At 52.7% G+C, this 22,991-nt stretch carries 22 protein-coding genes and 1 pseudogene; 17 read left to right on the top strand and 6 right to left on the bottom strand.

The window, feature by feature from the left end:
* The first annotated feature begins 121 nt into the window (after positions 1 to 121).
* The 6 genes from OGW13_RS07685 to nhaR all read left to right on the top strand — a co-directional run bounded on the left by OGW13_RS07685 (position 122) and on the right by nhaR (position 7,250).
* The gene (locus tag OGW13_RS07685) at positions 122 to 886 is read left to right on the top strand and encodes an outer membrane protein OmpK (RefSeq protein ID WP_042998008.1); all 765 of its coding nucleotides are present in this window, start codon (positions 122 to 124) and stop codon (positions 884 to 886) included.
* A 20-nt stretch (positions 887 to 906) separates the two neighbouring features.
* Positions 907 to 2,400, top strand: a complete 1,494-nt coding sequence (locus tag OGW13_RS07680) for a sulfatase family protein (RefSeq protein ID WP_287115852.1) — start codon at positions 907 to 909, stop codon at positions 2,398 to 2,400.
* Positions 2,401 to 2,500: 100 nt separating this feature from the next.
* The gene (locus OGW13_RS07675) at positions 2,501 to 3,700 is read left to right on the top strand and encodes an anaerobic sulfatase maturase (RefSeq protein ID WP_130097871.1); all 1,200 of its coding nucleotides are present in this window, start codon (positions 2,501 to 2,503) and stop codon (positions 3,698 to 3,700) included.
* A 24-nt stretch (positions 3,701 to 3,724) separates the two neighbouring features.
* Positions 3,725 to 4,987 (top strand): transposase-like zinc-binding domain-containing protein, encoded by a 1,263-nt coding sequence (locus tag OGW13_RS07670; RefSeq protein ID WP_054176432.1) that lies wholly within the window; start codon positions 3,725 to 3,727, stop codon positions 4,985 to 4,987.
* Between the two features lie 132 nt (positions 4,988 to 5,119).
* Positions 5,120 to 6,286, top strand: a complete 1,167-nt coding sequence (gene nhaA, locus OGW13_RS07665) for a Na+/H+ antiporter NhaA (RefSeq protein WP_042998005.1) — start codon at positions 5,120 to 5,122, stop codon at positions 6,284 to 6,286.
* A 64-nt stretch (positions 6,287 to 6,350) separates the two neighbouring features.
* A complete protein-coding gene (gene nhaR / locus OGW13_RS07660; protein WP_042998004.1) occupies positions 6,351 to 7,250 on the top strand; it encodes a transcriptional activator NhaR in 900 nt (299 codons plus the stop codon).
* A gap of 60 nt (positions 7,251 to 7,310) precedes the next feature.
* Here nhaR and rpsT read toward each other — a convergent pair whose 3' ends face one another.
* Entirely contained in the window at positions 7,311 to 7,574 is a 264-nt protein-coding gene (gene rpsT / locus OGW13_RS07655; RefSeq protein WP_003018940.1) for a 30S ribosomal protein S20, read from the bottom strand.
* Positions 7,575 to 7,682: 108 nt separating this feature from the next.
* Here rpsT and OGW13_RS07650 point away from each other — a divergent pair.
* The 9 genes and pseudogenes from OGW13_RS07650 to OGW13_RS07610 form a co-directional block, all read left to right on the top strand.
* A pseudogene (locus OGW13_RS07650) lies at positions 7,683 to 7,895 on the top strand (DUF2575 domain-containing protein); the annotation flags it as partial.
* A gap of 7 nt (positions 7,896 to 7,902) precedes the next feature.
* Positions 7,903 to 8,841, top strand: coding sequence for a bifunctional riboflavin kinase/FAD synthetase (gene ribF / locus OGW13_RS07645; protein WP_042998003.1), 939 nt, complete (start codon positions 7,903 to 7,905; stop codon positions 8,839 to 8,841).
* Positions 8,842 to 8,875: 34 nt separating this feature from the next.
* Complete coding sequence (gene ileS, locus OGW13_RS07640) at positions 8,876 to 11,692, top strand: isoleucine--tRNA ligase (RefSeq protein WP_043001723.1); 2,817 nt, start codon at positions 8,876 to 8,878, stop codon at positions 11,690 to 11,692.
* Entirely contained in the window at positions 11,692 to 12,180 is a 489-nt protein-coding gene (gene lspA, locus OGW13_RS07635) for a signal peptidase II (RefSeq protein ID WP_042998002.1), read from the top strand. Before ileS ends, lspA begins: the two co-directional genes overlap by 1 nt.
* A 122-nt stretch (positions 12,181 to 12,302) precedes the next feature.
* Positions 12,303 to 12,752 carry an FKBP-type peptidyl-prolyl cis-trans isomerase gene (gene fkpB, locus OGW13_RS07630; RefSeq protein WP_042998001.1) on the top strand — a complete coding sequence of 150 codons (450 nt, stop codon included), beginning with the start codon at positions 12,303 to 12,305 and terminating at the stop codon, positions 12,750 to 12,752.
* A 1-nt stretch (position 12,753) separates the two neighbouring features.
* Positions 12,754 to 13,704: a 4-hydroxy-3-methylbut-2-enyl diphosphate reductase gene (gene ispH, locus OGW13_RS07625; RefSeq protein WP_042998000.1), complete on the top strand. Its 951-nt coding sequence runs from the start codon at positions 12,754 to 12,756 to the stop codon at positions 13,702 to 13,704.
* 66 nt (positions 13,705 to 13,770) lie between these two features.
* Entirely contained in the window at positions 13,771 to 14,685 is a 915-nt protein-coding gene (gene rihC / locus OGW13_RS07620; protein ID WP_042997999.1) for a ribonucleoside hydrolase RihC, read from the top strand.
* 98 nt (positions 14,686 to 14,783) lie between these two features.
* Positions 14,784 to 15,347, top strand: coding sequence for a glucose-6-phosphate isomerase family protein (locus tag OGW13_RS07615; RefSeq protein ID WP_042997998.1), 564 nt, complete (start codon positions 14,784 to 14,786; stop codon positions 15,345 to 15,347).
* The gene (locus tag OGW13_RS07610; protein ID WP_042997997.1) at positions 15,340 to 16,122 is read left to right on the top strand and encodes a glucose-6-phosphate isomerase family protein; all 783 of its coding nucleotides are present in this window, start codon (positions 15,340 to 15,342) and stop codon (positions 16,120 to 16,122) included. The genes OGW13_RS07615 and OGW13_RS07610 overlap by 8 nt, the downstream gene beginning before the upstream one ends.
* A gap of 40 nt (positions 16,123 to 16,162) precedes the next feature.
* On the opposite strand, the gene OGW13_RS07605 is transcribed toward OGW13_RS07610, so the two are convergent.
* Genes OGW13_RS07605 through OGW13_RS07585 form a run of 5 tightly spaced genes read right to left on the bottom strand, consistent with a single transcriptional unit; the run spans position 16,163 to position 20,476 of the window.
* Positions 16,163 to 16,981 carry a PTS system mannose/fructose/sorbose family transporter subunit IID gene (locus OGW13_RS07605; RefSeq protein ID WP_042997996.1) on the bottom strand — a complete coding sequence of 273 codons (819 nt, stop codon included), beginning with the start codon at positions 16,979 to 16,981 and terminating at the stop codon, positions 16,163 to 16,165.
* On the bottom strand, positions 16,981 to 17,781 hold the full coding sequence (locus tag OGW13_RS07600; RefSeq protein WP_042997995.1) for a PTS mannose/fructose/sorbose/N-acetylgalactosamine transporter subunit IIC: 801 nt from the start codon (positions 17,779 to 17,781) through the stop codon (positions 16,981 to 16,983). Before OGW13_RS07600 ends, OGW13_RS07605 begins: the two co-directional genes overlap by 1 nt.
* A gap of 10 nt (positions 17,782 to 17,791) precedes the next feature.
* The gene (locus OGW13_RS07595) at positions 17,792 to 18,286 is read right to left on the bottom strand and encodes a PTS sugar transporter subunit IIB (RefSeq protein ID WP_042997994.1); all 495 of its coding nucleotides are present in this window, start codon (positions 18,284 to 18,286) and stop codon (positions 17,792 to 17,794) included.
* Between the two features lie 11 nt (positions 18,287 to 18,297).
* Positions 18,298 to 18,726 (bottom strand): PTS sugar transporter subunit IIA, encoded by a 429-nt coding sequence (locus tag OGW13_RS07590; RefSeq protein WP_058587617.1) that lies wholly within the window; start codon positions 18,724 to 18,726, stop codon positions 18,298 to 18,300.
* A 4-nt stretch (positions 18,727 to 18,730) separates the two neighbouring features.
* Entirely contained in the window at positions 18,731 to 20,476 is a 1,746-nt protein-coding gene (locus OGW13_RS07585; RefSeq protein WP_044255596.1) for a class I mannose-6-phosphate isomerase, read from the bottom strand.
* A 187-nt stretch (positions 20,477 to 20,663) separates the two neighbouring features.
* Between OGW13_RS07585 and OGW13_RS07580 the strand changes: the two genes are divergently transcribed.
* A complete protein-coding gene (locus tag OGW13_RS07580) occupies positions 20,664 to 21,671 on the top strand; it encodes a LacI family DNA-binding transcriptional regulator (protein WP_156595624.1) in 1,008 nt (335 codons plus the stop codon).
* Between the two features lie 133 nt (positions 21,672 to 21,804).
* Positions 21,805 to 22,626, top strand: a complete 822-nt coding sequence (gene dapB / locus OGW13_RS07575; protein ID WP_042997990.1) for a 4-hydroxy-tetrahydrodipicolinate reductase — start codon at positions 21,805 to 21,807, stop codon at positions 22,624 to 22,626.
* Positions 22,627 to 22,991: the final 365 nt, after the last annotated feature.

The raw sequence follows: 22,991 nt of genomic DNA, 5'->3' as shown, positions 1-22,991 counted from the left end.
CTTTAACATCTTCTGATGTGAGATTTACATCACTCTTCTTCGATTCTGTTCAGTTAGTATTTGTCGCCGTGGTAAAGGGGTTTTACTGCGGAATAAAATATAGCTATGAGGAATAGATTAAATGCCTCGGATAAAAAACGTATTATTAACCAGTCTGGTGCTGGCTGCGCCTTCTCTTTTTAGCCACTCCGCGCAGGCGCTGGAATATAAAAATGCGTTCGGTTCAATTAATGCGGGTTATGCTGACTGGAATAGCGGGTTTGTCAATGTTCATCGTGGCGAAGTCTGGAAAGCGACAGCAGATTTCGGTATCAATTTTAAAGAGGCTGAGTTTTATTCATTTTATGAAAGCAATGTTTTAAATCACTCTGTTGCCGGGCGTAACCATACGGTATCAGCCATGACCCATGTCCGCCTGTTTGATTCCAACTATACCTTCTTCGGCAAACTTTATGGTCAGTGGGAAAACACCTGGGGCGATGACCTTGATATGTTTTATGGCCTGGGCTATCTCGGCTGGACAGGTAATTGGGGGTTCTTTAAACCGTATATTGGATTACATAATCAATCTGGCGATTATGTTTCGCAGAAATACGGGCAAACCAGTGGCTGGAACGGTTATGTGCTGGGATGGACTGCGGCCTATAATTTTACGCTTCTTGAGGAGAAATTCGTTCTCTCAAACTGGAATGAAATTGAATTCGATCGCAATAACGCTTACGCGGAACAGCAATATGGTGACTATGGCATTAATGGCGGTCTGACGCTGGCATGGAAATTCTATCCCTGCTGGAAGGCGACGGTCACCTGGCGTTATTTCGAAAATAAATTAGGTTACGACGGTTTCGGTGACCAGATGATTTATATGGTCGGATATGAATTTTAATAAAAGGCAAAGGAGTTGAAATGAAAAGAACAATCGTTGCCAGTATGATTGGTCTGGCGTTATGTGCCGGAAGCACATTGCAAACCGTGCAGGCGGCGTTGGATAAACGGCCTAATCTGGTCATTATTATGGCTGATGATCTGGGCTATGGTGATTTGGCCACTTATGGACATCAAATCGTAAAAACTCCTAATATCGACAAACTGGCGCAGGACGGGGTGAAATTCACCGACTACTATGCGCCCGCTCCGTTGTGTTCTCCTTCTCGGGCCGGGTTATTAACCGGACGAATGCCATTTCGCACCGGGATCCGCTCCTGGATCCCGGAAGGAAAAAATGTCGCACTGGGCCGTAACGAACTGACGATTGCCAACCTGTTAAAGCAGCAGGGTTATGACACGGCGATGATGGGGAAATTACACCTCAATGCGGGAGGTGAGCGTACCGATCAGCCGCAGGCAAAAGATATGGGCTTTGACTACAGTCTGGTGAATGCGGCGGGGTTCGTGACAGATTCCACGTTAGATAATGCAAAAGAACGACCGCGTAACGGCATGGTGTATCCGACCGGATTTTTGCGTAATGGCAAACCCATTGGTCGAGCGGAAACTTACAGCGGTGAACTGGTCAGTTCAGAAGCGGTTAACTGGCTGGATAACAAAAAAGATGATAATCCGTTTTTCTTGTATGTCGCCTTTACGGAGGTCCACAGCCCGTTGGCTTCTCCGAAAAAATACCTCGATATGTATTCGCAGTATATGAGCGCTTATCAGAAACAGCATCCGGAGCAGTTCTACGGTGACTGGGCGGATAAACCCTGGCGCGGCACGGGAGAATATTACGCGAACATCAGTTACCTGGATGCCCAGGTCGGTAAAGTGCTGGATAAGATAAAAGCAATGGGTGAAGAAGAGAACACCATTGTGATTTTTACCAGCGATAACGGCCCGGTGACGCGTGAGGCGCGTAAAATATATGAACTGAATCTCGCGGGTGAGACGGATGGGTTACGTGGCCGTAAAGATAACCTGTGGGAAGGTGGGATTCGTGTTCCGGCAATCATTAAGTATGGCAATCATCTTCCACAGGGAATGGTCACGGATACACCGGCTTACGGTCTTGACTGGCTGCCGACGCTGGCAAGCATGATGAATTTTAAACTGCCAACCGATCGTACTTATGACGGGCAATCCCTGGCTCCCGTACTGGCGCATAAAACCTTAAAACGCGAAAAACCGATGATCTTTGGTATTGATATGCCTTTACAGGATGATCCGACCGATGAATGGGCGATTCGGGATGGCGACTGGAAAATGATCATCGATCGTGAAAATAAACCCAAGTATCTCTATAACCTGAAAAAGGATCGTTCCGAGACGCTTAATCAGTTGGGTAAACAGCCTGAAATCGAAAAAAGAATGTATGGCGAATTCCTGAAATATAAACAGAACATTGATAATGATTCTTTAATGAAGGCTCGCGGTGATAAACCGACACCGGTTACCTGGAGTTAATGGACGAATAATAAGAACAGTAAGTATGCCACTTAGGGCGCTGCCCGCCTGATTCAGTACATCGTGCTGAATCAGGTCCTTTTATTAATAGGGCTGAAGGGTGATGCAAAGAAAAAGCTGTCAGGTCATGGTGAAACCAACAGGATCGGTCTGCAATCTGGACTGTAAATACTGTTTTTATCTGGAGAAAGAGAAGCTCTATCCCGATAGAAAAAGTCATTACAGAATGTCAGATGAGATGCTTGAATTATTCGTCAAACAGCATATCGCCGCACAGGATGTGGATGACGTTATTTTTGCGTGGCAGGGAGGAGAGCCTACGCTGATGGGGATTGCGTTTTATCGGCGGGCCGTTGAACTCCAGCAGCGTTATGCGGCCGGAAAAACAATCATTAATACCTTTCAGACGAACGGCATTTTGATCGACGATGCATGGGCGCGTTTTTTCAGGCAACAGGATTTTCTGGTCGGCATCTCTATTGATGGTGATGCTGCATTGCATGATGAATGGCGGGTGACGCGTGCCGGCAAATCGACGCATGCTAACGTTGTCCGGGCGCTTCAATGTCTGGTGCGCCATGATGTTGAATTTAATACGCTCACGGTGGTGAACGGCACGAATATGCACCATCCACTCCTGGTCTATCAGTTTCTGAAAAGTATCGGGAGTCGCTATATGCAGTTTATTCCACTGGTCGAACGAAGGTCTGCCAGTAATAATTCGATGCTGGCGACGCCTGCGGATAAGCAAGCCGAAGTGATGCCATGGTCTGTTGAATCCCTGGCATTTGGCCAGTTTCTTAATGCCATTTTTGATATCTGGCTCCGTCAGGATATTGGCGATATCGGTATACAGTTATTTGAGCAGACGCTGGCGGCCTGGTGTGGGTTGCCGCCGCAGGTATGCGTATTTTCTCCAACGTGTGGCAGTGCTTTTGCAATGGAAATGAACGGTGATGTCTATAACTGCGATCACTTTGTTTATCCGCAGTACGCGTTGGGAAATATTAAGAACACGACACTGCGTGCGATGAATAACAGTGAGCAAAATATGCGGTTTGGCGATGAGAAGCGTCGAACCATGGCGCAGGAGTGCCATTCCTGTCCGTGGCAGTTTGCCTGTCACGGCGGCTGTCCTAAGCACCGCTTTTTGCCGACCGACTTCGGTTCTTTTGCACAAAACTACCTGTGCGCGGGCTACCAGGCCTTTTTTGCCCACACCGCACCCGCAATGAAATCAATGAAAGCGCTCTATGAAAACGGTATTTCACCTTCAGAGATAAAATCGTTATTCGCTTGAAGGCGATATTCGCAGGGAGTGAATATGTTTTCACGTATTAATGTCGATGCATGCAAAACGTCAGGCTGTAAAAACCTCGGCGTGTTGAATAGCCCTGACTATTCGGTGCAGGGGAAATATGTCCTGTGTCGTGCGTGTGGATTTTTGTTCCCTCTGATTTCTGAACGTTCACTGAACCTTTTTCGCCAATCGGCTAATCAGCTATGGTCAGGTCTGATTAAAGTTTGCCCGGGCTGTGGAGGGGCCACATTAAAGAAATATGGCTTTTCCGCACAGGGAGCGCCGCGGCTCTATTGTCTCCAGTGCCATAAAACTTTTATTTCTCCCGTTGGGGATAAAACCGATCCTCGCCAGGAAGCGCTCGCCAGGCTTATTCAAGAAGGACACTCGCTGGCAGATATTCGTACCTCGTTAACGCTCGATAGCACGGGCCTGAACCGGCTATTACAAAAATTATCCCGCCAGTCGAATCAGGTGGAACGTGCGTATATTTTCCAAAAATTGGATTTAATCATGAGTACCCGTGCTTTTCGGGTAAAGTTTAACGGCGGCGACGGCTGTTTGTATGTTCTGGTCACGGCAGAGGAGAACAGTGGCAGGGTGATTGCCGTCACCACGAATTATTCAACGCTGCCTGTAGAAGACGAATACCGGTACACATCTTATTATGAAGAGCGCCTAGCACCCGGCACATTAACGCATCTCGTCCAGCGTAAAGAGCTGATCATCATGCGCCGCAATATCTTATTCGATGTGGACTATGGCCCCGCGTCGCTGCATAAAAACGATCCAGGGATGTTGGTCAAACCGGTTCTGCCTGCTTACCGACATTTTGAGTTAGTGAAAGCGTTGACGGATGAACGTTCCCTCAACGTTCAACATTACATAGAACAGGAATGTTTTATCTTTGGTGGATGCCTGATGGCGAATTTGCAGCATGTTCAGCAAGGCCGTTGCCATATTTCCTTTGTGAGAGAAAGAGGGTGTTCAGCGCGGCAAAACGACATTCCGTACCGAATGTTTCAGAGTGGCGGTATTCGTAACAATGTCTGGCGCACCTTTTCTACCCGGGATTATGCACTGGCGATATGTAATCTCACCGGTACTAAAAAAACGAGCATGTTGCGCTATGCCACGCTTGCTGGCGCAACGGCGTTCATTCAATACATCAATAATCATCCGTTTCTACCGCAGCTTAATCGTATGTCCCCAGCCAATGTCACCGCCACGCTGGACTACCTCCGCTACACCTTCAATCGTCTGTGCAACGAACAGTACGATCGCTGATTCCGTCATACTTCATGACACAATTCACTCGAAAAAATCGATCGTTTAACCATATATAATCTAATTTTAACGATGAGTTGTGAGGAGTATGATAGTAATTACGAAGTATTCACCTTATAGAGAGAATAAAAAGTGAAACATCTGCATCGTTTCTTCAGCAGTGATGCCTCTGGGGGCATCATTCTTATCATCGCCGCCGCACTGGCCATGCTGATGGCCAACATGGGTGTAACCAGTGGATGGTACCACGCCTTTCTCGAGACGCCTGTCCAACTGCGCGTTGGTGCGCTCGAGATCAATAAAAACATGCTGTTATGGATCAATGACGCCCTGATGGCGGTGTTTTTCCTGTTGATTGGCCTTGAGGTTAAGCGTGAGCTGATGCAGGGCTCACTGGCGAGTCTGCGTCAGGCGGCTTTCCCGGTGATTGCTGCCATCGGCGGAATGATTGTCCCGGCGCTGCTGTACCTGGCCTTCAACTATGCCGATCCGATCACTCGCGAAGGCTGGGCGATCCCGGCCGCCACGGATATTGCGTTTGCGCTGGGCGTTCTGGCGCTGCTCGGCAGTCGGGTGCCGTTGGCGCTGAAAATTTTCCTGATGGCGCTGGCGATCATCGACGATCTCGGCGCGATAGTCATTATTGCTCTGTTTTATACCAACGATCTGTCGATGGTTTCGCTGGGCGTTGCGGCGTTTGCCATAGCATTGCTGGCGATTCTGAATCTGTGCGGCGTCCGGCGCACGGGGGTGTACATCCTCATTGGCGCAATACTGTGGACCGCGGTGCTGAAATCCGGCGTCCATGCGACGCTGGCAGGGGTGATCGTCGGCTTTTTCATTCCATTGAAAGAGAAACACGGGCGTTCCCCGGCAAAGCGTCTGGAACATGTTCTGCATCCGTGGGTGGCGTATCTGATCCTGCCGCTGTTTGCTTTTGCCAATGCGGGCGTTTCATTGCAGGGCGTGACGATGGACGGACTGACGTCCATTCTGCCGCTCGGCATTATTGCGGGCCTGCTGGTAGGTAAGCCGCTGGGGATCAGCCTGTTCTGTTGGTTGGCGCTGCGTCTGAAGCTGGCGCAACTGCCGGAAGGAACCTCATTCCCGCAAATCATGGCGGTCGGCATCCTGTGCGGCATTGGTTTTACGATGTCGATCTTTATCGCCAGCCTGGCCTTTGGCAGCGTGGATCCGGAGCTGATTAACTGGGCGAAGCTGGGGATCCTGATTGGCTCCTTGCTGTCAGCGGTGATTGGCTACAGCTTGCTGCGCGCACGTTTACGCCCGTCAGTCTGATTGGGCGAGTTAGCAGGGGAGCCTCGTTCGGCTCCCCCTTTGTGATATTTATCAGAGAGAGTGTATGTCCCACATTAATTACAACCATCTCTATTACTTTTGGCACGTCTATAAGGAGGGGTCCGTGGTCGGTGCGGCGGAAGCGCTTTATTTAACGCCGCAAACTATCACCGGACAGATTAAAGCGCTTGAGGAACGCCTGCAGGGCAAACTCTTCAAGCGTAAGGGGCGCGGTCTGGAGCCCAGCGAGCTCGGCGAGCTGGTTTTTCGCTATGCGGATAAAATGTTTACTCTCAGCCAGGAGATGCTGGATATCGTGAACTACCGCAAAGAGTCCAATCTGTTATTTGATGTGGGGGTGGCGGATGCGCTGTCGAAGCGACTGGTCAGCAACGTACTGGATGCCGCCGTCGTTGAAGGGGAACAGATCCACCTGCGCTGTTTTGAATCAACCCACGAAATGCTGCTGGAACAGCTCAGCCAGCATAAGCTGGATATGATTATCTCGGATTGCCCGATTGACTCGACGCAACAGGAAGGGCTGTTTTCGGTGAAGATTGGCGAGTGTAGCGTGAGCTTCTGGTGTACCCAGCCGTTACCGGAAAAATCCTTCCCGGCCTGTCTGGAAGAGCGACGTTTGCTGATCCCCGGCCGGCGTTCGATGTTAGGACGCAAGTTGCTGAACTGGATTAATTCCCAGGGGCTGAAGGTCGAGATTCTGGGAGAGTTCGATGACGCCGCATTGATGAAAGCCTTTGGCGCAACGCACAACGCGATTTTCGTGGCCCCGACGCTCTATGCGCATGACTTTTACGCAGACGATTCGGTGGTCGAAATTGGTCGCGTGGAGAATGTGATGGAGGAATACCATGCCATCTTTGCCGAGAGGATGATTCAGCATCCGGCAGTACAGCGTATTTGTAATACGAACTATTCGGCGTTATTTACGCCCCAGAACAAATAGTCCAGACATAAAAAAACCCGCTTGCGCGGGTTTTTTCACAAAGCAACAATCAACAGGCGATTAAGCCAGTTTGTTGATCTGTGCAGTCAGGTTAGCTTTATGACGTGCAGCTTTGTTTTTGTGGATCAGACCTTTAGCAGCCTGACGGTCCACGATTGGTTGCATTTCGTTAAATGCTTTCAGTGCAGTAGCTTTGTCGCCAGCTTCGATAGCTGCGTATACTTTCTTGATGAAAGTACGCATCATAGAGCGACGGCTTGCGTTGTGCTTACGAGCCTTTTCAGACTGAACGGCGCGCTTCTTAGCTGATTTGATATTAGCCAAGGTCCAACTCCCAAATGTGTTCTATATGGACAATTCAAAGGCCGAGGAATATGCCCTTTTAGCCTTCTTTTGTCAATGGATTTGTGCAAATAAGCGCCGTTAATCTAGCGGCACTCGTTACGTAGTGATGGCGCAGGATTCTACCAGCTTGCGGTCTGTGAATACAGCTTTTCAGCGATAAAAATTGAATTGCTTTGTCAGTTTGTGGTCGGTATTTGCCTCAGGGTAATGAAATCCATCTGCTTTCTGTTTCGCCACATCAATCGCCGGTTAACCTTGACCGCCGTACAAGGTATACTTTGGCGATTTTCACTGTTTTGAGCCAGACATGAAGCTGATACGCGGCATACATAATCTCAGTCAGGCCCCACACGGGTGTGTGCTGACTATTGGTAATTTCGACGGCGTGCATCGTGGTCATCGTGCGCTGCTGCAAGGTTTGCAGGAAGAAGGGCGCAGGCGTGGCTTACCGGTGATGGTGATGATTTTTGAGCCGCAGCCGCTCGAACTGTTTGCGACAGACAAAGCCCCTGCGCGGCTGACCCGCCTGCGTGAAAAATTGCGTTATCTCGCGCAATGCGGCGTCGATTACGTGCTGTGCGTGCGCTTTGACCGCCGTTTCGCCGCCCTGACGGCACAGACCTTTATCAGCGAACTGCTGGTGAATCGTCTTGGGGTGCAATTTCTCGCGGTGGGGGATGATTTCCGCTTTGGCGCTGGTCGCGAAGGCGATTTCTTGTTATTACAGAAGGCGGGTGTGGAATATGGTTTCGATATTACCAGCACCCAAACCTTCTGCGAAGGCGGCGTGCGTATCAGCAGTACCGCCGTGCGTCAGGCGCTGGCACAGGACAACCTGGCCCTCGCCGAAAGCCTGCTGGGCCATCCATTTACCATTTCAGGCCGTGTTGTACACGGTGATGAACTCGGGCGCACCATTGGTTTCCCGACGGCAAACTTACCGCTGCGTCGTCAGGTTTCCCCGGTAAAAGGGGTCTATGCGGTAGAAGTGATGGGGCTTGGCGAGAAGCCATTGCCCGGCGTGGCGAACATCGGGACCCGTCCGACGGTTTCGGGCGTGCGCCAGCAACTGGAAGTGCATCTGCTGGATGTTGCAATGGACCTCTATGGTCGCCATATAGATGTAGTGCTGCGTAAAAAAATACGCAATGAACAGCGATTTGCTTCGCTGGATGAACTCAAAGCGCAGATTGCGCGAGATGAATTAACTGCCCGTGATTTTTTTGGGCTATCAAAACCGGCTTAAAGGCCTGGGTAATCAATACGGAACCGAGAATCTGATGAGTGACTATAAATCAACCCTGAATTTGCCGGAAACAGGGTTCCCGATGCGCGGCGATCTCGCCAAGCGTGAACCGGGAATGCTGGCGCGTTGGACTGATGATGACCTGTACGGCATCATTCGTGCGGCCAAAAAAGGCAAAAAAACCTTCATTCTGCATGATGGCCCTCCTTATGCGAATGGCAGCATTCATATTGGTCACTCGGTTAACAAGATTCTGAAAGACATTATCGTGAAGTCCAAAGGACTCGCGGGATATGACTCGCCTTACGTTCCGGGTTGGGACTGTCACGGTCTGCCGATCGAATTGAAAGTGGAGCAGGAATTCGGCAAGCCGGGCGAAAAATTCACCGCGGCGGAGTTCCGTGCGAAGTGCCGTGAGTACGCTGCAACTCAGGTTGATGGGCAACGTAAAGACTTTATCCGTCTGGGCGTGCTCGGCGACTGGTCGCATCCGTATCTGACGATGGACTTCAAAACGGAAGCCAACATCATCCGCGCGCTGGGCAAAATCATCGGTAATGGTCATCTGCATAAAGGCGCGAAACCGGTGCACTGGTGCGTAGACTGCCGTTCTGCGCTGGCAGAAGCGGAAGTGGAATACTACGACAAAACCTCTCCGTCGATCGACGTGGCCTTTGTTGCTGCGGATCAGGACGCGGTGAAGGCAAAATTTGGCGTGGCGAATGTCAACGGGCCAATCTCGTTGGTCATCTGGACCACCACACCGTGGACGCTGCCGGCAAACCGCGCGATTTCCGTGGCGCCGGACTTTGACTACGCGCTGGTACAAATCGACGGTCAGGCGGTGATCCTGGCAAAAGATCTGGTTGAAAGCGTGATGCAGCGCATTGGCGCGACAGATTATACCGTTCTCGCCACCGTAAAAGGGGCGGAGCTTGAACTGCTGCGCTTTACCCATCCGTTTATGGGTTTCGACGTTCCGGCGATCCTCGGCGATCACGTGACGCTGGATGCCGGTACTGGCGCGGTACATACCGCGCCAGGCCATGGTCCGGATGACTATGTCATCGGCCAGAAATACGGTCTGGAAGTTGCTAACCCGGTAGGTCCGGACGGCGCTTATCTGCCGGGTACTTATCCGACGCTGGACGGTGTGAACGTCTTTAAAGCGAACGATATTGTGGTTGCGCTGCTGACCGAAAAAGGCGCGCTGCTGCACGTTGAGAAAATGCAGCACAGCTATCCGTGCTGCTGGCGTCACAAATCACCTATCATCTTCCGTGCAACCCCGCAGTGGTTCATCAGCATGGATCAGAAAGGTCTGCGCGAGCAGTCTCTGAAAGAGATCAAAGGCGTGCAGTGGATCCCGGACTGGGGTCAGGCGCGTATCGAATCGATGGTAGCGAACCGTCCTGACTGGTGTATTTCTCGTCAGCGTACCTGGGGCGTGCCGATGTCTCTGTTCGTTCACAAGGACACTGAAGAGCTGCACCCGCGCGCCATCGAACTGATGGAAGAAGTGGCAAAACGCGTTGAAGTTGACGGTATTCAGGCCTGGTGGGATCTCGACCCGAAAGACATTCTGGGTGACGAAGCCGATCAGTACGTGAAAGTGCCGGATACCCTGGACGTCTGGTTTGACTCTGGTTCAACGCACTCCTCCGTCGTGGATGTCCGCCCGGAGTTCGCCGGTCATGCTGCGGATATGTATCTGGAAGGCTCCGACCAGCATCGTGGCTGGTTCATGTCGTCTCTGATGATCTCCACGGCGATGAAAGGCAAAGCGCCGTATCGCCAGGTACTGACGCACGGTTTTACCGTCGATGGTCAGGGCCGCAAGATGTCCAAGTCTATCGGTAACACCGTTTCGCCGCAGGATGTGATGAACAAACTGGGTGCTGACATTCTGCGTCTGTGGGTGGCATCAACCGACTACACTGGTGAAATGGCGGTATCGGATGAGATCCTCAAACGTGCTGCCGACAGCTATCGCCGTATCCGTAACACCGCGCGCTTCCTGCTGGCGAACCTGAACGGGTTTGATCCGGCTAAAGACATGGTGAAACCGGAAGAGATGGTGGTACTGGACAGATGGGCGGTGGGCTGCGCGAAAGCGGCGCAGGAAGATATTCTGAAAGCGTACGAAGCCTACGATTTCCACGAAGTGGTACAGCGCCTGATGCGTTTCTGCTCCGTCGAAATGGGGTCGTTCTATCTCGACATCATCAAAGACCGTCAGTACACCGCGAAAGCGGAAAGCCGGGCGCGTCGCAGCTGTCAGACCGCGCTGTACCATATCGCGGAAGCGCTGGTACGCTGGATGGCGCCGATCATGTCCTTCACCGCAGATGAAATCTGGGGCTACCTGCCGGGTTCTCGTGAGCAGTATGTCTTCACCGGTGAGTGGTACGAAGGCTTGTTTGGTCTGGCGGACAGCGAAGCGATGAACGATAGCTTCTGGGACGAGCTGCTGAAAGTGCGTGGCGAAGTGAACAAAGTGATCGAACAGGCGCGTGCGGATAAGAAAGTGGGCGGTTCTCTGGAAGCGGCAGTCACCCTGTACGCCGAACCTGAACTGGCTGCGAAGCTGACCGCACTGGGCGATGAATTACGATTTGTCCTGTTGACCTCCGGGGCGAAAGTCGCTGACTATGCCGGGGCTCCTGCAGATGCGCAGCAGAGCGAACTGCTCAAAGGGCTGAAAATCGCCCTGAGTAAAGCCGAAGGTGATAAGTGCCCGCGTTGCTGGCATTACACGACGGATGTCGGCAAGGTAGCGGAACACGCAGAAATTTGCGGACGCTGTGTCAGCAACATCGCCGGTGATGGCGAAAAACGTAAGTTTGCCTGATGAGTAAGCCTCTTTGTTCAACAGGGCTACGCTGGCTGTGGCTGGTGGTAGTCGTGCTGATTATCGATTTGGGCAGCAAGTACCTGATCCTCCAGAATTTTGCTCTGGGGGATACGGTGCCGCTGTTCCCGTCGCTTAATCTGCATTATGCGCGTAACTATGGTGCGGCATTTAGCTTCCTCGCCGATAGCGGCGGCTGGCAGCGCTGGTTCTTTGCCGGTATCGCGATCGGTATCTGTGTCATTCTGGCGGTGATGATGTATCGCTCCAGCGCGACGCAAAAGCTGAATAACATCGCGTATGCGCTAATCATTGGCGGCGCGCTGGGGAACCTGTTCGATCGCCTGTGGCATGGTTTCGTGGTCGATATGATCGATTTCTACGTTGGGGACTGGCATTTTGCTACGTTTAACCTCGCCGATAGTGCGATCTGTATCGGCGCCGCAATGATTGTCCTGGAAGGATTCCTGCCGAAAAAGCAGGCGTAATACAGTGCCGGATGGTGGCGTAATCGCCTTATCCGGCCTATAAAATAGCGCGATCCTTGTAGGCCCGATAAGTGCAAGCGCCATCGGGCTAACTGGTGAGTCACAACAAGTGAGCAACCTGCATGTCTAAATCAGTACAGAGTAACAGTGCGGTGCTGGTGCACTTCACCTTAAAACTCGATGATGGCTCCACCGCAGAGTCAACCCGTAATAACGGCAAGCCCGCGCTTTTTCGCCTGGGGGATGGCTCTCTGTCTGAAGGACTGGAGCAACATCTTCTCGGACTGAAAGACGGCGATAAAACCACTTTTTCCCTGGAGCCGGATGCCGCGTTTGGCATCACGACGCCTGACCTGATTCAGTATTTCTCGCGCCGCGAATTTATGGACGCCGGCGAACCTGAAATCGGGGCTATTATGCTCTTTACCGCAATGGACGGCAGTGAGATGCCTGGTGTGATCCGCGAAATCAACGGTGACTCCATCACCGTTGATTTTAACCATCCGCTGGCCGGGCATACCGTTCATTTTGATATTGAAGTGCTGGAAGTCGATCCGGCACTGGAGGCGTAACATGCAGATCCTGTTGGCCAACCCGCGCGGTTTTTGCGCTGGTGTAGACCGCGCTATCAGCATTGTTGAAAACGCGCTGGCCATCTACGGCGCGCCGATTTACGTTCGTCATGAAGTGGTACATAACCGCTACGTGGTCGACAGCCTGCGCGAACGCGGGGCGATTTTCATCGAGCAGATCAGCGAAGTGCCAGACGGCGCGATCCTGATCTTCTCCGCGCACGGCGTCTCTCAGGCGGTGCGCAACGAAGCGAAAGGCCGTGACCTCACTGTCTTTGATGCGACCTGTCCGCTGGTAACCAAAGTGCATATGGAAGTGGCGCGCGCCAGTCGTCGTGGCGAAGAGTCGATCCTGATTGGTCACGCCGGACACCCTGAAGTGGAAGGCACAATGGGGCAGTACAGTAACCCGGCAGGGGGCATGTACCTGGTGGAATCGCCGGAAGATGTTTTTTCGCTCAAGGTGAAAAACGAAGGAAAGCTCTCCTTTATGACCCAGACCACGCTCTCCGTGGACGATACCTCAGACGTGATTGACGCACTGCGTCAGCGCTTCCCGAAAATCGTCGGACCGCGTAAAGATGACATTTGCTACGCCACTACCAACCGTCAGGAAGCGGTGCGCGCGCTGGCGGAGCAGGCGGATGTTGTGCTGGTGGTGGGCTCAAAAAACTCATCGAACTCCAACCGTCTGGCTGAACTAGCGCAGCGGATGGGGAAAGCGGCATTTCTGATTGACGATGCGACCGATATCCAGGAAGCCTGGGTGAAAGAGGCGAAATGCGTGGGCGTGACTGCAGGCGCGTCAGCGCCGGATATTCTGGTGCAAAACGTGATTGCCCGCCTGCAGGAACTCGGCGGCGGCGAAGCGGTTCCGCTGGAAGGCCGCGAAGAGAATATTGTCTTCGAAGTGCCAAAAGAGCTGCGTGTGGATGTTCGTGAAGTAGAATGATTTAGTTCACGCTAATCTGTGCGAAGATGCCGGGTCTGATACCCGGTATTTTTTTATGGAGGAATCATGCGTCTGCCCATTATTCTCGACACCGATCCGGGCATTGATGATGCTGCGGCGATTGCTGCTGCGCTGTTTGCCCCTCAGCTCGATCTGCAATTGATGACCACGGTCGCCGGTAATGTTTCCGTGGAAAAGACCACCCGCAACGCCCTGCAACTGCTGCATTTCTGGAATGCCGACATTCCCCTCGCCCAGGGGGCCGCCACGCCGCTGTTACGTCCGCTACGCGATGCCGCCTATGTTCACGGCGAATCCGGCATGGAAGGCTATGATTTTGTCGAGCATGACCGACAACCGCTGGCGAAACCGGCGTTTATCGCCCTTCGTGACGCGCTGATCAGCGCCCCGGAGCCGATCACGCTGGTGGCGATTGGTCCGCTGACGAATATTGCGCTGCTGCTGATGCACTATCCGGAGTGCACCTTCAACATCCGCCGTCTGGTGATCATGGGCGGTTCTGCCGGACGGGGAAATTTCACCCCTAACGCTGAATTCAATATCGCCGTCGATCCGGAAGCCGCAGCGCGCGTATTCGAAAGTGGCATTGAGATTGTGATGTGTGGGCTGGATGTCACAAACCAGGCGATGTTGACGCCGGATTATCTGGCCTCGCTGCCCACCCTCAATCGCACTGGAAAGATGTTACATGCCTTGTTCAGCCACTATCGCAGCGGGACAATGCGCACCGGCGTGCGAATGCACGATCTCTGCGCGATTGCCTGGCTGGTGCGTCCGGATCTGTTTACCGTCAAGCCGTGCTTTGTCGCGGTTGAAACCCGGGGGGATTATACCGCCGGGACGACCGTGGTGGATATTGAAGGGCGGATGAACAGACCAGCAAACGTGCAGGTCGCTCTGGAAATTAATGTTGCAGGGTTCCAGCAGTGGGTGGCAGAAGTTCTGGCACTGGCACCGTAAGGAGTGTGATGCGCACCGCACTCTGTGGACGGAACTGGTAGGTTAATCGATTAATCTGCTAATCTGATTCTGTTGTTCTCCTCGGGCCGGAGACACATATGAATCTTACTTTTATCCAGCCACCGCAGGTGGAATGGGCGAGTGGCGCGTTGGCAAAAGGGCCGCTGTTACGTAAATCAACCCGCATTCAGGATCTCATTGAGGTTTTTGCCGATGAGCCTGCCCGGCAACAGTTGGCGGGCGAACACGTGGTGTATGACGTTGAGATGCTGGCGACCTCTTCGGCGGAAGGCGAACTCTATACGGGCGTGACGCATCTTTATCCCGGACATGTCGGCGGTGAATACTTTATGACCCGCGGGCATTTCCATGCGCGCCGTGAACAGGGCGAAGTCTATTTTGGCCTGCGCGGAAAGGGACTTTTGCTGCTGCAAAATGAGCACGGGCAGGCGCGACTGGAAAACGTTTTCGCCGGATCCATTCATATCATCCCAGGTTTTACCGCACACCGCTTAATCAACACCGGAAATGAGGTGCTCTCCGCGCTTGCTGTCTGGCCTGCTATCGCCGGACATGATTATGCGGCGCTGGCGAAGGGGTTCACCCTCAGGGTCTTTGAGGAAAATCAGCAGATTCAAGTAAGGGAGGTGCAGAATGGTTGACTCTGCCTCTCTTTATGGTCTGGATATGACCGTGCATCGTCATCCGCTTGGGTTCAGTTATGGGGATGACGTGACCGGGCCTATGCCGGAAATTCGCCGACTCGATCAGATTCGTGCTTCGCTGCGTGATCCGCAGTGTGAGGGACCGGAAGAGGTATACGCTATCGCGATGGACGTGGCGCGTCTGCAGGATCGCGAGGAGCTAAAAAAACGCATGCTGTTGTTCGGTGTGGTGACCTATGCCGCGGGTCGGTTGGGTGAAGAACCGATTCGTAGTCAGGGACATGTGCATCGTGTGAGTCAGCACAGCGGGTGGTCTCCGCCAGAGTTGTATGAGATCTGGCAGGGGAAAGCGATCATCTACATGCAGGAATATGTTGGGGACGATCCTGGTCGCTGCTTTGCGGTGATCGCAGGACCCGGTGAAAAAGTGCTGGTGCCGCCCGGTTGGGGACATGCGACGATATCCGCCGATCCGAATGAGCCGTTAACCTTTGGCGCGTGGTGCGATCGGGAATATGGTTTTGAATATGAGGCTGTGCGGGCGCATAAAGGGCTGGCGTGGTATCCGTTATTACAGGGTGACCACGTCATCTGGCAGCACAACCCGCGCTATATTGCCGGGCGATTGCAGGCCGTCACGCCTCGTCAGTATACGGAGTTTTCACTGACTTCAGCGCCAATCTATCAGCAATTTATATCCGACCCGGGGCGCTTTCAGTTTATCTCTCGCCCGGATAAATGCGCAGGGCTGTGGCAGAACTTCCATCCATGAAAAACCGGGGCATTGCCCCGGTAGTTCCGTCTTTTCGCGATTAACCTGCAAACAGACCTGTTGCGACGCCAAGCGCGGCCAGTATCAGCAGTAAAACCATCGCTTTTACCGGTGAGACACCGCGTTTTGCCATCAGATACCAGGTACCGAGAACGACGACCAGCGGCAGCAATTGCGGGAAAATGCCATCCAGCATCTGCTGAACATGGATATTCACACCATCTTTGGTAATAAACTCCATCCCGGTTCCAAGCTTCACGTAGCTGGCTGCGACGCCCCCCATAACGAAAACGCCTAACAGCGATAAGGCTTCGCGCAGACGAGTGGACTTGCTGCTCACCAGTATTTCTACCGAGCCGGAGCCCATTTTGTAGCCTTTCAGAAACAAGAACCATGAGCCGGGAATGATGATCGCAAGCCAGGCAACGGTATAAAACAAGGGACCGAGGATATTGCCGCCTGCCGCCAGCGCCATGCCGATACTGAGCAGGATGGGGATCAACATCCCAGGGATCATGGAATCACCGATCCCGGCAATGGGACCCATTAAACCCACCTTAAGGGTGTTGATCGTCTCTCCGTCGATCGGCTCCCCGTTCGCTTTTTTCTCTTCCAGCCCCAGCGCCATTCCATTCACAATGGCGCCAATCTGGGGTTCGGTATTGTAGAACGAGGCGTGTCGACGCAACATTTCGGTTCGTTGTGCGGCATCGGGATAGAGCTTTTTCGCCACCGGCAACATGCTCAGACAAAATCCAAAAGATTCCAGACGTTCAAAACTCATCGACGATAAGTTATGCATCATCCAGGCCCGCCAGCAGCGGCGAAGATCTTTACGGGTCAGCGTACGTTCTTCCATCAGAATTCATCCTCATCATCGCGGGTAACCGACGTCGCGTTTGCAGCCTGCGGCGGTTCCGGCTTGTAGTTATAGTGGATCAGCGCCAACAGTGAACCGACGATCACCAGCGCGACCATGTTGAGTTTTAAAAAGACGATGCAGACGAAACCGACGAGGAAGTAGATCAACATGGTGTAATTTTTGATGATCTGCTTGAGCAGAATTGCAATCCCGACGGCGGGCAGAATGCCGCCCAGTACGTTCATTGTCGACAACACCATCTTCGGCAGGCTGTCCATAAAACCGCTGATGTACTGTGCGCCAAAGTAAACCGCAATAAAGGTGGGCACAAAACGCAGGACAAAGTTTGTCACCTGAGGCCAGATGGCGCTGTTCAGGTAAATTCCCCGCTCATCGCCCCGATCCAGTGCCGCATCGGCACGATGGTTCCAGAAAGAGTTCAGTACCATCATCGCATTAAATAAGATGGTCCCGGCAATCCCGATGGTAGCGGCTAAGGCGACCGCGACCTCCGGGCCTTTGCCTGAGAGGATCCCCAATGCAATGGCCGGATAAGCCACAAAGTTGAGATCGGCAGGCATTGAGCCGCCGGGCGTGACCATCGCGATATATACTGCCTGAACCGCAACGCCAATCATGATCCCGGTTTTCATGTCACCGAGAATAATCCCGACCAACGTGCCGGAAATCAGCGGTCGAGTGATTAAATACCAGCCGCCCGTCAGTCCCAACAGCCAGGGGCTGCTGAGGGCGCCGAGATAACACAGAATGCCAATCAACATCGCTTCGATAATCATCGTCCGCTCCTTATTTCAGCTTCTGGCGCGCATCCTGCCAGCTGTAACAACTGGCATCCGGCACCAGCCGGAATTCAACCTGATGCCCGCGCTGCGTCAGCCAGTCAAAGGCGGCGATCTCCTGTGCATTGACTGATTGATTAGGGCCAATTGTCGTGGTGTCGGCGCGCGCACTCATTGGACCGACGTTAATTTTGCCGTTGGCGTTGTGCAGACTGATACCCGCTTCTTCGATGCGCATCAGCGTGACCGGCGATTTGCCAATCACGAAATAACGTTTCTCACTGGCGATGACTTTGGGCAGTTTCTCAATCGCGGTGGCGGTATCAAACAACCAGACTTTGGTGTCCTGCACGGCGCCTTTCATCACCGAGGAGAGCAGGGGATCGGCCGCGACGGCATCGTCAATGGCGACAATGCCATCGCAGGGCAGCTCTTTGGCCCAACGTGTGACGAGCTGCCCATGAATAACGCGGTCATCGATACGGACAAAAGAAATACTCATAGCGGTTTCCTTTAAAAATCATCTGACTGCACGGAAAAAACCGGGGCAGCCTTCGTCAACGTGGGGGCAGTTAACGCCAGCAGGGTATCGGCTGCGGCATGGACATCCGTGAATGGAAGCACTTCCTCGCTTAACAGCAGCATCGGCAGATTCACTCCTGCCACAACGGCGATGGGAGGCAACGTTTGTGGTGAAAAAGCATGCTGGCAGGCGACGTTCCACGGCGTGCCACTTTGCATGTCGCAGAGCACCAGTACTCCGTCAGCGTGTTGTCCCGCCTGTGCCAGCACTTCGCCAAAGCGCGTTTTAAACCCTTCGATACCGGCCTGTTCGCTTAGTGTCACGGCGTAAACATGCGGTAATTCGCCGTAAACCATGCGTCCGCTGGTAAGAAGCGCTTCCGCCAGAGGACCGTGACTGGCAACAATAATGTGGATCATCGGATTATCCTCTTACCCAGGCTTTGATCGTCGCCAGTGGCTGGTCAACGCTGTCGCCTGAAGGTGAAATTCGGTATTCCCCAACGGCTGCCGGGATGATAAAGGTCTCTGCATAGTGAACGATGAAGGGGGCAAATGCGCCGCTCGGACTATCGACCACGGCTTGCGCACCTTCGACCAGGTTCAGAACGTTCACACCACCCTGAGTATGGTGTGTCACTGGGGCAGTAAACCAGTGACGGCGGGTTTCGATAAACTCACGTTCGTGCATCCCGGTTCTTTCTTCCCGCCAGCCGTCCCCTTCAGCGATGGGCTCAATGCGGTTGATCAGATTGTCTTGAACCCATTGTGTATCGCGCTGCCAGTCAATGACTTGTTGACCGTGGTCAAGATGGACAGGACGCGGCAATCCGTCCAGACCCAGACGCCCCCAGTCCCACAGTTTGAAGGTGAAAATATACGGCGTGGCACTGATCTCCAGGACCATTGTCCCGGCGCCTGAGCAATGGACGGTTCCGGCAGGGATGAGAAAATGATCGTGCTTACGGGCAGGGAATTGATTGACAAACCGCTCGTCATCAAAGGCTTTCTCGCCTCGTCCCGCCGCGCGTAAATCGTCCAGCATCTCGCCTGGTACGATCCCGGTTTTTGTGCCCAGGTAGACCACCGCATCTGGCTCTGCTTCAAGGATGTAGTAACTCTCATCCTGGGTATAGTGCATACCAAATTGCTGTTGGATGTATTCAGTAACCGGATGAACCTGGAAGCTCAGGTTCTGACCGCCAATGGTATCGAGAAAGTCAAAACGAATCGGAAATTCCGCGCCAAAACGAGCATGAACTTTCTCGCCAAGCAGGGCGCGGGGATACGTCAGCACCAGGTCCTGAGAGGGGATCTCGATCCGCACATGACCAAAACGCAGTAACAGGCTGTTTTCCTCGGGCACGCAATCAAAACACCACGCGTAGTTGGGCGCTGAGGGATCGAGATCGAATTGTTGTTTCATCCACTGCCCGCCCCAGACGCCAGGGTCAAAGAAGGGGGCGACGCGAAACGGTTGCGTGGTGGTTTGTTGCAACCCGGCGCGTAGCGCTTCGCCGCTGACCATTGCGGGCGCGCCTGCGACCGTCGTATCCAGCAAATAATCAGCGCGTTTGAGCAGCGGCGTTTTGTGCCGGTCAAAGACTCGCCATTCAATAAAAAAGGCGCGTTTATAGCGACGAAGAATATCTTCATTCTGGTTTTTTGCGCCCCAGTTACCGAGACCGTCATGACGCATACGCTGTTGAATTTCCCAGCGCGGCAGATCGGCATACACCAACACATCGCCGGGATGCGCCAGCGCCGCGCCTGGCCCATATACCACCACGAGACCTTCGGGGATGGCTTCAATCTGTTGACGCATCCGGTTGAGCTTGTCGGGATCAAAAAACTCATCAAGATGGTGACAGGAGAGAACGCCAAAGACGCGGTCATCGGTCAGATTACGCGCCAACAACTCATGCAGCGCCTGCTCATCCCGTCGCGCGGATTCAACATTAATCACTACGGTGGCGTTTAGCGCGGCGAAGAGGTGTTGCTCCAGCTCATCCAGTCGCACGCCCGGATAACAATCGATAATCAGTACGGTTTTAGGCGATTCAGAAACCCGGCTGCGAAGTACCGAATGGACCGACGCCCAGCCTTGCCAGGCCTCGTCGTCATAGCCCTGAACATAAACCTCAGGGAATTTATTATAGGTTGTACGCATTTTCTCTCTCCGTGTTGGCTAATTAAAGATTAATCGATTAACCTTATTTTCATAGGGTGGTTAACGCGATTAACCCGCCATAATCAGAAACCAGGGCGGTAAAAAGCCCATCAGCGTGATGAAAATCACACGTACTGGCACATTAATGAGGTTATTCGATTAACCTTTGCGAGAAACAGGAGAAGTCATGACAACCATTACCCTGGCGCAGGTTGCGGAACGCGCTGGCGTCTCCACGGCGACCGTGTCGATGGTACTGCGTAATCGGGGGCGTATTTCACAGGCAACGCGTGAACGCGTACTTAAAGCGCTGGATGATTCTGGCTATGTCTATAACCAGACCGCAGCGAATTTGCGTAATCGCAGCAGCAATCAGGTCGGGCTCTTGTTGCATGATATTACTAACCCATTTTATGGCGAGATGACGGCGGGGCTCAGTCATGAAATGGAGCGGCACGATCTGCTGTTGTTTCTGGCGAACAGCGAAGAGTCCGGCGAGCGCCAGCAAAAGTTTGTTGATTCTCTGATGCGCAATAACGCCTGCGGTATGGTGCTCTGCGCGGCGCGGGAAACACCGGCCTCGTTCTTTGAAGCGCTTAAACGGCGTAATATTCCCGCTATCATGGTGGTTCGCCCGCTTAGCGATCCGGACTTTGATTTTGTCGGCACCGATAATTTTCTCGGGACGCAAATGGCAACGACCCATTTAGTTAAACTGGGGCACAAAAATATCGCCTTCATCGGCGGCAGCCCGAATTCAGGGAGCCGGGCGCAGCGCATTGGCGGATTTACCAGCACACTACTGGAATATGGCATTTCACCGAATCCGCAGTGGATCGTTGCCACTCAGGCCAGCCAGATTGATGGCGCGAAAGTGGCGGAGTCTCTGCTGATGCAACATCCACAAATTACTGCCGCGGTGTGTTATCAGGATATTGTGGCGTTGGGGGTAATGCAGGCGCTACGTAAAATGGGGCGTGAACCCGGGCGCGACTTTGCATTAGTCGGGTTCGATGATATTACCGAAGCGGCGTTGGTTCAGCCTGCGCTGACCACCGTGTCGGTCGCGGCAAAAGAGATTGGTCGTAAGGCGGGAGAGTTACTTTACAGTCGTATTCAGGGGAACGATGAGCCGGCGAAACGCATTATTCTGCCTCCGGCACTGGTGGTCAGAGAATCATGTGGTTTTCGCTGATCGTCATGTCTTTTACTGATATCTCTCGCTGTTTATCATTAAATTCTAATTATCGACGTTTTTGGCTAGCGGCATGACGACGTGCTGGTTAATCTGAAAACGATTTACATCATTTTAACGTAAGAGAATAACTATGCATGATGCACAGGTCCGTGTCGCGATAGCGGGCGCGGGTGGCCGTATGGGCCGCCAGTTAATTCAGGCAGCGCTGCAGATGGATGGCGTTGCGCTTGGTGCGGCGCTTGAGCGCGAGGGATCGTCACTGCTGGGCAGCGATGCCGGAGAACTGGCGGGTGTCGGGAAAACCGGCGTTACCGTGCAAAGTCGCCTTGAGGCAGTAAAAGATGATTTCGATGTGTTCATCGATTTTACCCGTCCGGAAGGCACGCTGAATCATCTGGCGTTTTGTCGTCAGCATGGCAAAGGGATGGTCATTGGCACCACCGGTTTTGACGATGCGGGAAAACAGGCGATTCGCGATGCCGCGCAGGACATTGGCATTGTCTTCGCGGCGAACTTTAGCGTCGGTGTCAACGTGATGCTTAAGCTGCTGGAAAAGGCGGCGAAGGTGATGGGCGACTATACCGACATTGAAATCATTGAAGCTCACCACCGCCATAAAGTTGACGCGCCATCAGGCACCGCGCTGGCGATGGGGGAGGCGATTGCCCATGCGCTGGATAAAGATCTAAAAGAATGCGCCGTCTACAGTCGCGAAGGCTACACCGGCGAACGCGTGCCGGGAACAATTGGCTTTGCCACCGTCCGCGCCGGGGACATTGTGGGCGAACATACCGCCATGTTTGCCGATATCGGCGAACGTGTCGAAATCACCCACAAAGCGTCCAGCCGTATGACTTTTGCCAATGGTGCGGTGAGATCGGCACTTTGGGTTAGTGCAAAGAAAAATGGTCTTTTTGATATGCGAGATGTCCTTGATCTCAACAATTTATAGTTAATTATTACCTTTCGTGATGTGGTTATTGTAATCTCAATGCATTGATTACATGGGCAATATTTTTATTGCCCTTTTATTTTACCTGTTACAGATTGCTTTCATTATAAATGGCGTAAAAATCTATCTTTTCTCTCTTTTTTACGTTGCCTGAATGTAAATTTTGACCAAGTGGTCCACTTTTTCGAAGCCTGAGACTATTTTCTACGCATAATTGTTCACGCAAGCGTTTTCCTGCCAGGGTTAGCTGATCTTTTTGCCTGTTAAATCCGTTGATTTCATCCTGGGTCGCAAAAGAATATAAAAAATACCGCCTTTAAGTTGACTTTTGCCTGCCTTATCTCCAGAATGCCGCCGTTTGCCAG

The organism is Citrobacter sp. Ca225, from assembly GCF_030337175.1.
GTDB lineage: Bacteria > Pseudomonadota > Gammaproteobacteria > Enterobacterales > Enterobacteriaceae > Citrobacter_A > Citrobacter_A amalonaticus.
Note: the sequence above shows the minus strand (reverse complement) of the source record. Positions and strands in the feature narration are given on the sequence as shown.

What these genes read in the sequence shown, in the direction of transcription:
- OGW13_RS07610 (WP_042997997.1), top strand. Translation starts at nt 15,340, where the DNA reads ATGGTTGACTCTGCCTCTCTTTATGGTCTGGATATGACCGTGCATCGT.
- ribF (WP_042998003.1), top strand. Translation starts at nt 7,903, where the DNA reads ATGAAGCTGATACGCGGCATACATAATCTCAGTCAGGCCCCACACGGG.
- OGW13_RS07590 (WP_058587617.1), bottom strand. Translation starts at nt 18,726, where the DNA reads ATGATCCACATTATTGTTGCCAGTCACGGTCCTCTGGCGGAAGCGCTT.
- OGW13_RS07685 (WP_042998008.1), top strand. Translation starts at nt 122, where the DNA reads ATGCCTCGGATAAAAAACGTATTATTAACCAGTCTGGTGCTGGCTGCG.
- ispH (WP_042998000.1), top strand. Translation starts at nt 12,754, where the DNA reads ATGCAGATCCTGTTGGCCAACCCGCGCGGTTTTTGCGCTGGTGTAGAC.
- dapB (WP_042997990.1), top strand. Translation starts at nt 21,805, where the DNA reads ATGCATGATGCACAGGTCCGTGTCGCGATAGCGGGCGCGGGTGGCCGT.
- OGW13_RS07580 (WP_156595624.1), top strand. Translation starts at nt 20,664, where the DNA reads ATGACAACCATTACCCTGGCGCAGGTTGCGGAACGCGCTGGCGTCTCC.
- nhaR (WP_042998004.1), top strand. Translation starts at nt 6,351, where the DNA reads ATGTCCCACATTAATTACAACCATCTCTATTACTTTTGGCACGTCTAT.
- OGW13_RS07680 (WP_287115852.1), top strand. Translation starts at nt 907, where the DNA reads ATGAAAAGAACAATCGTTGCCAGTATGATTGGTCTGGCGTTATGTGCC.
- lspA (WP_042998002.1), top strand. Translation starts at nt 11,692, where the DNA reads ATGAGTAAGCCTCTTTGTTCAACAGGGCTACGCTGGCTGTGGCTGGTG.
- OGW13_RS07585 (WP_044255596.1), bottom strand. Translation starts at nt 20,476, where the DNA reads ATGCGTACAACCTATAATAAATTCCCTGAGGTTTATGTTCAGGGCTAT.
- OGW13_RS07670 (WP_054176432.1), top strand. Translation starts at nt 3,725, where the DNA reads ATGTTTTCACGTATTAATGTCGATGCATGCAAAACGTCAGGCTGTAAA.
- ileS (WP_043001723.1), top strand. Translation starts at nt 8,876, where the DNA reads ATGAGTGACTATAAATCAACCCTGAATTTGCCGGAAACAGGGTTCCCG.
- OGW13_RS07605 (WP_042997996.1), bottom strand. Translation starts at nt 16,981, where the DNA reads ATGGAAGAACGTACGCTGACCCGTAAAGATCTTCGCCGCTGCTGGCGG.
- OGW13_RS07600 (WP_042997995.1), bottom strand. Translation starts at nt 17,781, where the DNA reads ATGATTATCGAAGCGATGTTGATTGGCATTCTGTGTTATCTCGGCGCC.
- OGW13_RS07595 (WP_042997994.1), bottom strand. Translation starts at nt 18,286, where the DNA reads ATGAGTATTTCTTTTGTCCGTATCGATGACCGCGTTATTCATGGGCAG.
- OGW13_RS07615 (WP_042997998.1), top strand. Translation starts at nt 14,784, where the DNA reads ATGAATCTTACTTTTATCCAGCCACCGCAGGTGGAATGGGCGAGTGGC.
- rihC (WP_042997999.1), top strand. Translation starts at nt 13,771, where the DNA reads ATGCGTCTGCCCATTATTCTCGACACCGATCCGGGCATTGATGATGCT.
- fkpB (WP_042998001.1), top strand. Translation starts at nt 12,303, where the DNA reads ATGTCTAAATCAGTACAGAGTAACAGTGCGGTGCTGGTGCACTTCACC.